14 protein-coding genes are annotated in these 13,322 nt (G+C 58.2%); all 14 read left to right on the top strand.

What is annotated here, in order from left to right:
* The first annotated feature begins 3 nt into the window (after positions 1 to 3).
* The 14 genes from ACEN93_RS16880 (at position 4) to glmS (ending at position 13,171) form a co-directional block, all read left to right on the top strand.
* Positions 4 to 801 carry a ParA family protein gene (locus tag ACEN93_RS16880; RefSeq protein WP_039764974.1) on the top strand — a complete coding sequence of 266 codons (798 nt, stop codon included), beginning with the start codon at positions 4 to 6 and terminating at the stop codon, positions 799 to 801.
* A gap of 9 nt (positions 802 to 810) precedes the next feature.
* Positions 811 to 1,683, top strand: a complete 873-nt coding sequence (locus ACEN93_RS16875; protein WP_011336720.1) for a ParB/RepB/Spo0J family partition protein — start codon at positions 811 to 813, stop codon at positions 1,681 to 1,683.
* Between the two features lie 148 nt (positions 1,684 to 1,831).
* Positions 1,832 to 2,239, top strand: coding sequence for a F0F1 ATP synthase subunit I (locus tag ACEN93_RS16870; protein ID WP_003229783.1), 408 nt, complete (start codon positions 1,832 to 1,834; stop codon positions 2,237 to 2,239).
* Between the two features lie 16 nt (positions 2,240 to 2,255).
* Positions 2,256 to 3,125 carry a F0F1 ATP synthase subunit A gene (gene atpB / locus ACEN93_RS16865; protein ID WP_039764981.1) on the top strand — a complete coding sequence of 290 codons (870 nt, stop codon included), beginning with the start codon at positions 2,256 to 2,258 and terminating at the stop codon, positions 3,123 to 3,125.
* Between the two features lie 134 nt (positions 3,126 to 3,259).
* The gene (gene atpE / locus ACEN93_RS16860) at positions 3,260 to 3,517 is read left to right on the top strand and encodes a F0F1 ATP synthase subunit C (protein ID WP_003097235.1); all 258 of its coding nucleotides are present in this window, start codon (positions 3,260 to 3,262) and stop codon (positions 3,515 to 3,517) included.
* A 57-nt stretch (positions 3,518 to 3,574) separates the two neighbouring features.
* A complete protein-coding gene (locus ACEN93_RS16855; protein ID WP_007954149.1) occupies positions 3,575 to 4,045 on the top strand; it encodes a F0F1 ATP synthase subunit B in 471 nt (156 codons plus the stop codon).
* A 12-nt stretch (positions 4,046 to 4,057) separates the two neighbouring features.
* Positions 4,058 to 4,594: a F0F1 ATP synthase subunit delta gene (locus tag ACEN93_RS16850; RefSeq protein WP_011336717.1), complete on the top strand. Its 537-nt coding sequence runs from the start codon at positions 4,058 to 4,060 to the stop codon at positions 4,592 to 4,594.
* 21 nt (positions 4,595 to 4,615) lie between these two features.
* The gene (gene atpA / locus ACEN93_RS16845; protein WP_039764983.1) at positions 4,616 to 6,160 is read left to right on the top strand and encodes a F0F1 ATP synthase subunit alpha; all 1,545 of its coding nucleotides are present in this window, start codon (positions 4,616 to 4,618) and stop codon (positions 6,158 to 6,160) included.
* Between the two features lie 50 nt (positions 6,161 to 6,210).
* Entirely contained in the window at positions 6,211 to 7,071 is an 861-nt protein-coding gene (atpG, locus tag ACEN93_RS16840) for a F0F1 ATP synthase subunit gamma (RefSeq protein ID WP_007954161.1), read from the top strand.
* Between the two features lie 27 nt (positions 7,072 to 7,098).
* Positions 7,099 to 8,475, top strand: coding sequence for a F0F1 ATP synthase subunit beta (gene atpD / locus ACEN93_RS16835; RefSeq protein WP_007954162.1), 1,377 nt, complete (start codon positions 7,099 to 7,101; stop codon positions 8,473 to 8,475).
* A gap of 45 nt (positions 8,476 to 8,520) precedes the next feature.
* Positions 8,521 to 8,946, top strand: coding sequence for a F0F1 ATP synthase subunit epsilon (locus ACEN93_RS16830; protein WP_007954164.1), 426 nt, complete (start codon positions 8,521 to 8,523; stop codon positions 8,944 to 8,946).
* 118 nt (positions 8,947 to 9,064) lie between these two features.
* Entirely contained in the window at positions 9,065 to 10,432 is a 1,368-nt protein-coding gene (gene glmU / locus ACEN93_RS16825; RefSeq protein WP_085667305.1) for a bifunctional UDP-N-acetylglucosamine diphosphorylase/glucosamine-1-phosphate N-acetyltransferase GlmU, read from the top strand.
* 127 nt (positions 10,433 to 10,559) lie between these two features.
* Entirely contained in the window at positions 10,560 to 11,336 is a 777-nt protein-coding gene (locus tag ACEN93_RS16820) for a DeoR/GlpR family DNA-binding transcription regulator (RefSeq protein ID WP_495610289.1), read from the top strand.
* Between the two features lie 2 nt (positions 11,337 to 11,338).
* Entirely contained in the window at positions 11,339 to 13,171 is a 1,833-nt protein-coding gene (gene glmS, locus ACEN93_RS16815) for a glutamine--fructose-6-phosphate transaminase (isomerizing) (RefSeq protein ID WP_039764991.1), read from the top strand.
* The last annotated feature ends 151 nt before the right edge of the window (positions 13,172 to 13,322 follow it).

The raw sequence follows: 13,322 nt of genomic DNA, 5'->3' as shown, positions 1-13,322 counted from the left end.
AGAATGGCTAAGGTATTCGCGATAGCGAACCAGAAGGGTGGTGTGGGCAAGACCACCACCTGCATCAACCTCGCAGCATCCCTGGTCGCGACCAAGCGCCGGGTGCTGTTGATCGATCTCGATCCACAGGGCAACGCCACCATGGGTAGCGGTGTGGATAAGCATGGCCTGGAAAACTCGGTCTATGACCTGCTGATCGGCGAATGCGATCTGGCCCAGGCAATGCACTACTCCGAACATGGCGGCTATCAACTGCTGCCGGCCAACCGTGACCTGACGGCGGCCGAAGTGGTGTTGCTGGAAATGCAGATGAAAGAAAGCCGTCTGCGCAGCGCGCTGGCGCCGATCCGCGAGAACTACGATTACATTCTGATCGACTGCCCGCCGTCACTGTCGATGCTCACGCTGAACGCACTGGTCGCCGCTGACGGGGTCATTATCCCCATGCAGTGCGAGTACTTTGCGCTCGAAGGTCTGAGCGACCTTGTGGATAACATCAAGCGCATCGCTGAACTGCTGAACCCGAACCTGAAAGTCGAAGGCCTGTTGCGGACCATGTACGACCCGCGTCTGAGCCTGATGAACGACGTTTCAGCCCAGCTCAAGGAACACTTCGGCGATCAACTGTACGACACGGTGATCCCGCGCAACATTCGTCTGGCCGAAGCACCAAGCTACGGCATGCCGGCGCTGGCCTACGACAAGCAATCGCGTGGCGCGCTGGCCTATCTGGCCCTGGCGGGCGAGATGGTTCGCCGTCAGCGCAAAAATTCACGCACCGCCGCTGCCCAGCCAACTTAAGGAATCCCCATGGCCGTCAAGAAACGAGGTCTCGGACGAGGACTGGATGCGCTGTTGAGCGGTCCGACTGTCAGCTCGCTGGAAGAACAAGCGGCGCAGGCTGACAGCCGCGAGTTGCAGCACCTGCCGCTGGACCTGCTGCAGCGCGGCAAGTATCAGCCACGCCGGGACATGGATCCGCAGGCGCTGGAAGAGCTGGCGCAATCGATCAAGGCCCAGGGCGTGATGCAGCCGATCGTGGTTCGCCCGATTGGTGGTGGTCGTTTTGAAATCATTGCCGGCGAGCGTCGCTGGCGCGCGAGTCAACAAGCCGGGCAGGAAACCATCCCGGCGATGGTGCGCGATGTGCCGGATGAAACGGCAATCGCCATTGCGCTGATCGAGAACATCCAGCGCGAAGACCTGAACCCGATCGAAGAGGCGGTAGCCCTGCAGCGCTTGCAGCAGGAATTCCAGCTCACTCAGCAACAGGTTGCCGAGGCTGTGGGCAAGTCCCGCGTCACCGTGGCCAACCTGTTGCGCCTGATTGCGCTGCCGGAAGTCATCAAGACCATGTTGTCCCATGGCGACCTGGAGATGGGTCATGCCCGTGCATTGCTCGGTCTGCCGGACAATCAGCAGGTGGAAGGGGCGCGACATGTTGTCGCACGCGGTCTTACCGTGCGCCAAACTGAGGCACTGGTTCGCCAATGGTTGAGTGGCAAACCGGAGCCGGTAGAGCCTGCCAAACCTGACCCGGATATCGCCCGCCTCGAACAGCGTCTGGCCGAGCGCCTGGGCTCTGCGGTGCAGATCCGCCACGGGAAGAAGGGCAAGGGTCAGCTGGTGATCGGATACAACTCCCTCGATGAGCTTCAAGGTGTGCTCGCACACATCCGCTGAAACAATTCCTCTTGTAGCGCGCAGTCGGAAATCACTACCTGACAGTTGAATAGGGGCAGAACCGCCCCTATACTCTGCGCGCATTTTGTCGGCACAAATTATGCCAAGTTATTGAATTTCGGCAGCCGACCATTGGAGAGCAATAGTGATGGAAACCCGCAAGCCAAACCGCCTGCCGTTCCATCGCCTGGCGGTTTTTCCGGTGTTAATGGCTCAATTTGTCATTTTGCTCATTGCCGCTTTGGCGCTCTGGCAATGGCACGGAGTCGTTGCCGGATACTCGGGACTTTGCGGAGGCCTGATAGCCTTGCTGCCCAATGTTTATTTCGCTCACAAGGCATTTCGGTTTTCCGGCGCCCGAGCAGCCCAGTCCATCGTCCGGTCTTTCTATGCCGGCGAGGCAGGCAAACTGATTTTGACGGCAGTGCTGTTTGCACTGGTGTTTGCAGGTGTGAAGCCACTGGCGCCGATCGCTGTATTCGGCGCCTTCGTGCTGACTCAGTCGGTCAGCTGGTTCGCTCCCCTGCTGATGAGAACAAGACTTTCGAGACCTTAGGGCGTTTGAGGCAACCATGGCAGAAACAACCGCTTCGGGCTATATCCAGCACCACTTGCAGAACCTGACCTTCGGTCAGCTACCCAACGGCGGCTGGGGCTTTGCCCACACCGCAGCAGAAGCCAAGGAAATGGGCTTCTGGGCTTTCCACGTCGATACCCTCGGCTGGTCGGTCGCGCTGGGTCTGATCTTCGTCATTCTTTTCCGCATGGCGGCCAAGAAGGCGACTTCCGGTCAGCCGGGTGCACTGCAGAACTTCGTTGAAGTCCTGGTCGAATTCGTCGATGGCAGCGTGAAAGACAGCTTCCATGGCCGTAGCCCGGTGATCGCACCGCTGGCACTGACCATCTTCGTCTGGGTGTTCCTGATGAACGCCGTCGACCTGGTACCGGTCGACTGGATTCCTCAGCTGGCCATCCTGATCTCCGGCGACCACCACATCCCGTTCCGCGCCGTGTCGACTACCGACCCGAACGCGACCCTGGGCATGGCGTTCTCGGTTTTCGCACTGATCATTTTCTATAGCATCAAGGTCAAGGGCATCGGCGGTTTCATCGGCGAACTGACCCTGCACCCGTTCGGCAGCAAGAACATCTTCGTTCAGGCCCTGCTGATCCCGGTGAACTTCCTGCTGGAATTCGTGACCCTGATCGCCAAACCGATCTCTCTGGCTCTGCGTCTGTTCGGCAACATGTATGCCGGCGAGCTGGTGTTCATCCTGATCGCTGTGATGTTCGGCAGCGGCCTGCTCTGGCTCAGCGGCCTGGGCGTTGTCCTGCAGTGGGCGTGGGCTGTGTTCCACATCCTGATCATCACCCTGCAGGCGTTCATCTTCATGATGCTGACCATCGTCTACCTGTCGATGGCGCACGAAGAAAACCATTAAGACCAGTCTCGACTAGTCTGATGTCCTTCCCGGTCAAACGGGAAGGGGCTCCTCACGGGGCACCATGAAACGATTTGTTTTACCGCTTTAATCTAAAAAACCTAAACCATACGACGTAAAAGTCGGGAGGAAAGATGGAAACTGTAGTTGGTCTAACCGCTATCGCTGTTGCACTGTTGATCGGCCTGGGCGCACTGGGTACCGCAATTGGTTTCGGCCTGCTGGGCGGCAAGTTCCTGGAAGGCGCAGCGCGTCAGCCAGAAATGGTTCCAATGCTGCAAGTTAAAATGTTCATCGTTGCCGGTCTGCTCGACGCCGTAACCATGATCGGTGTTGGTATCGCTCTGTTCTTCACCTTTGCGAACCCGTTCGTTGGTCAGATCGCTGGCTAATCATTCGGATCTCCGAGTGATTTGGTGTGATGGACAACGTAACTGCGAGGTGTTGGCGTGAACATTAATGCGACCCTGATTGGCCAGTCCGTTGCGTTCCTGATTTTTGTACTGTTCTGCATGAAGTTCGTATGGCCTCCGGTCATCGCAGCTCTGCACGAACGTCAAAAGAAGATCGCTGATGGTCTGGACGCTGCCAGCCGTGCAGCTCGCGACCTGGAGTTGGCCCAAGAGAAAGCGGGTCAGCAACTGCGCGAAGCGAAAGCTCAGGCAGCTGAAATCATCGAGCAAGCCAAGAAACGCGGTAACCAGATTGTCGAAGAGGCCGTTGAAAAGGCCCGCGTCGACGCTGACCGTGTGAAGGTTCAGGCTCAAGCCGAGATCGAACAGGAACTGAACAGTGTCAAAGACAAGCTGCGCGCCCAAGTGGGCTTGCTGGCTGTCGGCGGCGCCGAGAAGATCCTGGGTGCCACAATCGATCAAAACGCGCACGCAGAGCTGGTTAACCAACTGGCTGCTGAAATCTAAGCGAGGGCGATCATGGCAGAACTGACCACGTTGGCCCGACCTTACGCTAAGGCGGCCTTCGAGCACGCTCAGGCCCACCAGCAACTGGCCAATTGGTCAGCCATGCTCGGCCTGGCAGCAGCGGTGTCGCAAGACGACACCATGCAGCGCGTGCTCAAGGCCCCGCGACTGACGAGCGCAGAAAAGGCCGCCACGTTCATTGACGTGTGCGGCGACAAGTTTGATGCCAAGGCACAGAACTTCATCAATGTCGTTGCCGAAAACGACCGTCTCCCGCTTCTGCCGGAGATCGCCGCTCTTTTCGACCTGTACAAGGCCGAGCAAGAGAAATCGGTAGACGTTGAAGTGACCAGTGCTTTTGCATTGAACCAAGAACAGCAAGACAAACTCGCCAAGGTTCTCAGTGCACGACTCAACCGGGAAGTGCGCCTGCAAGTCGAGGAAGACAGCTCCCTTATCGGGGGTGTGGTCATCCGCGCCGGCGACCTGGTTATCGATGGCTCGATTCGCGGCAAAATCGCGAAACTTGCCGAAGCATTGAAATCTTGAGTTTGAAGGGGCAGCAGAGCAATGCAGCAACTCAATCCTTCCGAAATAAGTGAAATTATCAAGGGCCGCATCGAAAAGCTCGATGTGACCTCCCAAGCCCGTAACGAAGGCACTGTCGTCAGCGTATCTGACGGTATCGTGCGGATTCACGGTCTGGCCGACGTCATGTACGGCGAGATGATCGAGTTTCCGGGCGGCGTCTACGGTATGGCCCTCAACCTGGAGCAAGACTCCGTAGGTGCCGTTGTACTGGGCGCGTACACCAGTCTGGCTGAAGGCATGAGCGCCAAGTGCACCGGCCGCATCCTCGAAGTTCCGGTTGGTAAGGAACTGCTGGGTCGCGTTGTCGACGCACTGGGTAACCCTGTTGACGGCAAAGGTCCACTGGGCAACACCGAGACCGACGCGGTCGAGAAAGTTGCTCCGGGCGTGATCTGGCGTAAGTCGGTAGACCAGCCTGTACAGACTGGCTACAAGGCTGTCGATGCCATGATCCCTGTCGGCCGTGGCCAGCGTGAGCTGATCATCGGTGACCGTCAGATCGGTAAAACCGCTCTGGCGATCGACGCGATCATCAACCAGAAAGACAGCGGCATTTTCTGCGTCTACGTGGCAATCGGTCAGAAGCAATCGACCATCGCCAACGTGGTTCGCAAGCTGGAAGAAAACGGTGCACTGGCTAACACCATCATCGTTGCAGCGAGCGCCTCGGAATCTGCAGCACTGCAATTCCTGGCTCCGTACTCCGGTTGCACCATGGGTGAATTCTTCCGCGACCGCGGTGAAGACGCGCTGATCGTCTATGACGATCTGTCCAAGCAAGCAGTGGCTTACCGCCAGATTTCCCTGCTGCTGCGCCGTCCACCAGGCCGTGAAGCTTACCCAGGCGACGTGTTCTATCTCCACTCCCGTCTGCTGGAGCGTGCATCCCGCGTTTCGGAAGAGTACGTAGAGAAGTTCACCAACGGCGCAGTGACCGGCAAAACCGGTTCCCTGACCGCACTGCCGATCATCGAAACCCAGGCTGGCGACGTTTCCGCGTTCGTTCCGACCAACGTGATTTCCATCACCGACGGTCAGATCTTCCTGGAATCGGCCATGTTCAACTCGGGCATCCGCCCTGCAGTGAACGCCGGTGTTTCGGTATCCCGTGTGGGTGGTGCCGCTCAGACCAAGATCATCAAGAAGCTGTCCGGTGGTATCCGTACCGCTCTGGCTCAGTACCGTGAACTGGCGGCATTCGCCCAGTTCGCTTCTGACCTGGACGAAGCGACCCGCAAGCAACTTGAGCATGGTCAGCGCGTTACCGAGCTGATGAAGCAGAAGCAATACGCGCCAATGTCGATCGCCGACATGTCGCTGTCGCTGTATGCCGCTGAGCGTGGGTTCCTGACTGACATTGAAATCGCCAAGATTGGCAGCTTCGAACAAGCGCTGATTGCTTTCTTCAACCGCGATCACGCCGATTTGATGGCGAAGATCAACGTTAAAGGTGACTTCAATGACGAAATCGACGCTGGCCTGAAGGCTGGTATCGAGAAGTTCAAGGCCACCCAAACCTGGTAAGCCGCAGCGGGAGCCGCAAGGCTCCCGCTTGCTAACCTGATAGGTGTTACATGGCAGGCGCAAAAGAGATTCGCAGTAAGATTGCGAGCATCAAAAGCACGCAAAAAATTACCAGCGCCATGGAAAAAGTGGCGGTCAGCAAAATGCGCAAGGCACAAATGCGCATGGCTGCTAGCCGTCCTTATGCGGAGCGTATCCGCCAGGTAATTGGGCATCTGGCCAACGCCAACCCGGAATACCGCCACCCGTTCATGATCGATCGCGAAGTAAAGCGCGTCGGTTATGTCGTGGTGAGCAGTGACCGTGGTCTGTGCGGCGGCTTGAACACCAACCTGTTCAAGGCCCTGGTCAAGGACATGGCGGTAAACCGCGAAAACGGCGTCGAGATCGATCTGTGTGTCGTTGGTAGCAAGGGTGCGGCCTTTTTCCGCAACTTCGGCGGTAACGTCGTTGCAGCTATCAGCCACCTGGGTGAAGAGCCGTCGATCAATGATCTGATCGGCAGCGTCAAGGTGATGCTGGATGCCTACCTGGACGGCCGTATCGACCGCCTGTCCGTGGTATCCAACAAGTTCATCAACACCATGACGCAACAGCCTACCGTGGAGCAGTTGATTCCATTGGTGGCGACCCCGGATCAAGAACTCAAGCACCACTGGGACTACCTCTACGAACCAGACGCCAAAGAGCTGCTTGACGGCTTGATGGTGCGTTACGTGGAGTCGCAGGTGTACCAGGCGGTGGTCGAGAACAACGCGGCTGAACAGGCTGCGCGGATGATCGCGATGAAGAACGCTACCGACAACGCCGGTGATTTGATCAGCGATTTGCAGCTGATCTACAACAAGGCGCGTCAGGCTGCGATCACCCAAGAGATCTCGGAAATCGTCGGCGGCGCTGCCGCGGTTTAACGGTTCAAATATTCAGAGGATCCAGCTATGAGTAGCGGACGTATCGTTCAAATCATCGGCGCCGTTATCGACGTGGAATTTCCACGCGACAGCGTACCGAGCATCTACGACGCCTTGAAGGTTCAAGGCGCCGAAACCACTCTGGAAGTTCAGCAGCAGCTGGGCGACGGCGTGGTTCGTACCATTGCGATGGGCTCCACCGAAGGCTTGAAGCGCGGTCTGGACGTCAACAACACTGGCGCAGCCATCTCCGTACCGGTCGGTAAAGCGACTCTGGGCCGGATCATGGACGTACTGGGCAACCCGATCGACGAAGCTGGCCCGATCGGCGAAGAAGAGCGCTGGGGTATCCACCGCGCCGCTCCTTCCTTCGCTGAACAGGCCGGTGGCAACGAGCTGCTGGAAACTGGCATCAAGGTTATCGACCTGGTTTGCCCGTTCGCCAAGGGCGGTAAAGTCGGTCTGTTCGGTGGTGCCGGTGTAGGCAAGACCGTAAACATGATGGAACTGATCCGTAACATCGCCATCGAGCACAGCGGTTATTCCGTGTTCGCCGGTGTGGGTGAGCGTACTCGTGAGGGTAACGACTTCTACCACGAGATGAAGGACTCCAACGTTCTCGACAAGGTAGCCCTGGTCTACGGTCAGATGAACGAGCCACCGGGAAACCGTCTGCGCGTAGCGCTGACCGGTCTGACCATGGCCGAGAAGTTCCGTGACGAAGGTAACGACGTTCTGCTGTTCGTCGACAACATCTATCGTTACACCCTGGCCGGTACCGAAGTATCCGCACTGCTGGGCCGTATGCCTTCGGCAGTAGGTTACCAGCCGACCCTGGCTGAAGAGATGGGCGTGCTGCAAGAGCGCATCACTTCGACCAAGCAAGGTTCGATTACTTCGATCCAGGCCGTATACGTACCAGCGGACGACTTGACTGACCCGTCGCCAGCGACCACGTTTGCTCACCTGGACGCCACCGTCGTTCTGTCCCGTGACATCGCTTCCCTGGGTATCTACCCGGCGGTAGACCCACTGGACTCGACTTCGCGTCAGCTGGACCCGAACGTGATCGGCAATGATCACTACGAGACCGCTCGTGGTGTTCAGTACGTGCTGCAGCGTTACAAAGAGCTGAAGGACATCATCGCGATCCTGGGTATGGACGAGCTGTCGGAAGCCGACAAGCAGTTGGTAAACCGTGCTCGTAAGATCCAGCGCTTCTTGTCGCAGCCGTTCTTCGTGGCTGAAGTCTTCACCGGTGCTTCGGGTAAATACGTTTCCCTGAAAGACACCATTGCTGGCTTCAAAGGCATCCTCAACGGTGACTACGACCACCTGCCAGAACAAGCGTTCTACATGGTCGGCGGCATCGAAGAAGCGATCGAGAAAGCCAAGAAACTGTAATCCAGGCGCCCGGCAACGGGCGCTAATTTAGGTTGAGGCAATCAGATGGCTATGACAGTCCATTGCGACATCGTCAGCGCGGAAGGAGAAATCTTTTCCGGCCTGGTCGAGATGGTGATTGCGCACGGTGCTCTGGGTGATCTTGGTATCGCTCTGGGCCACGCGCCGCTGATCACTAATCTGAAGCCAGGTCCGATCCGCCTGATCAAGCAAGGCGGGGAAGCCGAGGTGTTCTACATCTCCGGTGGTTTCCTCGAGGTTCAGCCGAACATGGTCAAGGTGCTTGCCGATACCGTGCAACGTGCCGCCGACCTGGATGAAGCTCAGGCTCAAGCAGCTCTCAAGGCTGCCGAAGCTGCTCTGCATGAGAAGAGCGCAGATTTCGACTACGGAGCTGCGTCCGCACGTCTGGCCGAGGCTGCAGCTCAGCTGCGCACCGTCCAGCAGATCCGCAAGAAGTTTGGCGGTTAATCCGTCAGCCACTTGTTGTGCGATTGATAAAAAAGGGTAGCCTCGGCTACCCTTTTTTCTTTTCAGAATTCCCGAAACCCGGTCGCAGTTGCTGACCACCCAGGATTGGTAGCCAGTCATGTCTCTTGAAATCGTTATCCTCGCGGCCGGTCAAGGCACCCGCATGCGTTCCGCGCTGCCAAAAGTGCTGCACCCGATTGCCGGCGACTCCATGCTCGGCCATGTTATCCACAGTGCCCGCCAACTTGATCCCCAACGCATTCACGTGGTCATCGGCCATGGTGCCGATGTCGTGCGTGAACGTCTGGCCGCCGATGATCTCAATTTCGTATTGCAGGACAAGCAGCTGGGCACCGGTCATGCGACTGCCCAGGCTGTGCCGTTCATCACCGCCGATACCGTTCTGATTCTCTACGGCGACGTGCCGCTGATCGAAGTCGAGACCCTGCAGCGTCTGCTCAAACACGTCGTGCCCGGGCAGATGGGCTTGCTCACCGTCGAGCTGGACGATCCGACCGGTTATGGCCGCATCGTGCGCGATGCCGACGGCAAGGTTGCCGCCATCGTCGAACACAAGGACGCCAGCGAAGCGCAACGGGCGATCACTGAAGGCAACACCGGCATCCTGGCAGTGCCGGCCAATCGTCTGGCGGACTGGATGAGTCGCCTGTCGAACAACAACGCTCAGGGCGAGTACTACCTGACCGACGTGATCGAGATGGCGGTCAGCGATGGCCTGACCGTCGCCACCGAACAACCTCACGATCCGATGGAAGTGCAGGGCGCCAATGATCGCAAACAGCTCTCCGAGCTGGAGCGTCATTACCAGCTGCGCGCCGGTCGTCGCCTGATGGCTCAGGGTGTCACCCTGCGCGATCCGGCCCGTTTCGATGTGCGAGGCGAAGTGACCGTCGGTCGCGATGTGCTGATCGACATCAACGTGATTCTCGAAGGCAAGGTTGTCATAGAGGACGATGTGATCATCGGCCCGAACTGCGTGATCAAGGACAGCACCCTGCGCAAAGGCGTGGTGGTCAAGGCCAACAGCCATATCGAAGGCGCGGTGCTGGGCGAAGGCAGCGATGCCGGCCCGTTTGCCCGTCTGCGTCCGGGCACTGTGCTGGAGGCCCGCGCCCATGTGGGTAACTTCGTCGAACTGAAAAACGCGCGCATGGGCGAGGGCGCCAAGGCCGGGCACCTGACTTACCTGGGCGATGCCGAGATCGGTGCACGCACCAACATCGGCGCCGGCACCATCACTTGCAACTACGATGGCGCCAACAAGTGGAAAACCGTGTTGGGCGAGGATGTGTTCATCGGTTCCAACAACTCGCTGGTGGCGCCTGTGGATATCTCTGCCGGTGCAACTACTGCAGCCGGCTCGACCATCACTCAGAATGTGGATAACGCGCAATTGGCTGTTGGCCGGGCGCGGCAGAAGAACATCGATGGCTGGAAGCGGCCTGAGAAGATCAAGAAGAGCTGAGTTATCCACAATTCTCAAATTAAAAAAGACCGCTGCCAGCGGTCTTTTTTTGGGCACCGACTTGACGATTCGCAGCTGATAGGTTTTGATTGCTTCCGTTATCTTTCGAATCGAAACTTAATTAGCCATGTCGAAACGCAACACACCTCAGCGCCGTCACAACATTCTGTCTTTACTCAATGAGCTGGGCGAAGTGAGTGTGGATGAACTGGCCAAGCGCTTCGAAACTTCGGAAGTTACGATTCGCAAGGATCTCGCCGCTCTGGAAAGTCATGGCTTGCTGCTGCGTCGCTATGGTGGCGCGATCACCATGCCCCAGGAACTGGTGGCGGACGTCAGTCAAAACGTTTCCAAATACAAACAGGCGATTGCCCGCGCCGCCGTCACACGCATCCGCGAGCACGCCCGCATCATCATCGACAGCGGCAGCACCACCGCCGCGATGATTCCCGAGCTCGGCCAACAGCCGGGGCTGGTGGTGATGACCAACTCTCTGCATGTGGCCAACGCCCTGAGTGAACTCGAGCACGAGCCTGTGCTGCTGATGACCGGTGGCACCTGGGATCCGCACTCGGAATCCTTTCAGGGCCAGGTCGCCGAGCAGGTACTACGCTCTTACGACTTCGACCAGTTGTTTATCGGTGCCGATGGCATCGACCTGGTGCGTGGCACCACCACCTTCAATGAATTGCTCGGCCTCAGCCGGGTGATGGCGGAAGTGGCGCGGGAAGTGATCGTGATGGTCGAGGCCGACAAGATCGGCCGCAAGATTCCCAACCTGGAGCTGCCATGGAGCAGCGTCCATACCCTAATTACCGATGATCGCCTGCCCCTGGATGCGCGCGATCAGATTCAGGCTCGCGGTATCAACTTGATTTGCGCGACTGTCAGTCAGGAGAAATAAGCATGTGTGGAATTGTCGGCGCGGTAGCTGAACGTAATATCACCGCCATTCTGGTCGAAGGCCTCAAACGCCTCGAATACAGGGGCTATGACAGTGCCGGTGTTGCGGTGTACACCAATGACGGCGCTCTGGAACGCACTCGTCGTGTCGGCAAAGTCAGCGAACTCGACGCGGCGCTGGCCGAACATCCGCTGGTTGGCCGTCTCGGTATTGCCCACACCCGCTGGGCCACCCATGGTGCGCCGAGCGAGCGCAATGCTCACCCGCATTTCTCCGGTGACGTCGCTGTCGTGCACAACGGCATCATCGAAAACCATGAGGCGCTGCGTGAACAACTGAAGGCACTGGGCTACGTGTTCACCTCGGACACTGACACCGAAGTCATCGCTCACCTGCTGACTGAAAAACTCAAGACCTTGCCGGACCTGTCGGACGCTCTGAAGGCTGCGGTCAAGGAGCTGCATGGCGCTTACGGTCTGGCGGTTATCCACGCAAAGCAACCGGATCGACTGGTTGCTGCTCGCAGCGGCAGCCCGCTGGTGATCGGTCTGGGCCTGGGCGAAAACTTCCTCGCTTCCGATCAACTGGCCCTGCGTCAGGTCACCGACCGTTTCATGTACCTGGAAGAGGGCGATATCGCCGAAATCCAGCGGGACAAGGTGCAGATCTGGGACGTGACCGGCAAAGCCGTCGAGCGCCAGACCGTCCAGTACACGGATGGTGCGGAAGCCGCCGACAAAGGCGAGTTCCGTCATTACATGCTCAAGGAAATCCACGAGCAGCCGTCCGTGGTGCAGCGCACCCTGGAAGGCCGATTGAGTGCGAATCAGGTGCTGGTGCAGGCTTTCGGTCCACAAGCTGCTGAACTGTTCGCCAAAGTGCGCAACGTACAGATCGTGGCGTGTGGTACCAGCTATCACGCGGGCATGGTTGCCCGTTACTGGCTCGAAGAGCTGGCCGGGATTCCGTGCCAGGTCGAGGTCGCCAGTGAATTCCGCTACCGCAAGGTGGTGGTGCAGCCGGACACCCTGTTCGTCACCATCTCCCAGTCCGGCGAAACCGCCGACACCCTGGCCGCCCTGCGCAACGCCAAGGAACTGGGCTTCCTCGCCAGTCTGGCGATCTGCAACGTCGGCATCAGTTCGCTGGTGCGCGAATCCGACCTGACCCTGCTGACCCAGGCTGGTCGTGAAATCGGCGTGGCCTCGACCAAGGCCTTCACTACGCAACTGGTCGGTCTGCTGCTGCTGACCCTGTCTCTGGGCCAGGTGCGCGGTACATTGGGCAAAGGCGTTGAAGCCACGCTGGTCGAAGAACTGCGTCGTCTGCCAACTCGTCTGGGCGAAGCGCTGGCGATGGACAGCACGGTGGAAAAAATCGCAGAGCTGTTCGCCGAGAAAAACCACACGCTGTTCCTGGGCCGTGGCGCGCAATTTCCGGTGGCGATGGAAGGGGCCTTGAAGCTCAAGGAAATCTCGTACATCCACGCCGAAGCCTATCCAGCTGGCGAGCTGAAACACGGCCCGCTGGCGCTTGTGGATAACGACATGCCGGTGGTGACCGTCGCGCCGAACAACGAACTGCTGGAGAAGCTGAAGTCCAACCTGCAGGAAGTCCGCGCCCGCGGTGGCGAACTGATCGTGTTCGCCGACGAAAAAGCCGGGATGACCAATGGCGAAGGCACCCACGTAGTGCAGATGCCGCACATCCACGACATCCTGTCGCCGATCCTCTACACCATTCCGCTGCAACTACTGTCGTACTACGTTGCGGTGCTCAAGGGCACGGACGTGGATCAGCCGCGTAACCTGGCGAAGTCGGTGACGGTGGAGTGATGGGCTGCACAAGAGCGCGAATTATTCGCGCTCTTGTGCAGAACACAGATACACCGCAGCAATTCCTACAGAAAATCCGGAAAAAAAATCCGCTAACTACACCCATTAATGAAATCTCCTACATTACTCAAGGCTAGGTAATTAAAGGCTT

The organism is Pseudomonas sp. Pseusp21 (assembly GCF_059492145.1).
The sequence above is the reverse complement of the archived record's forward strand: the minus strand, read 5'-3'. Positions and strand labels throughout refer to the sequence as shown.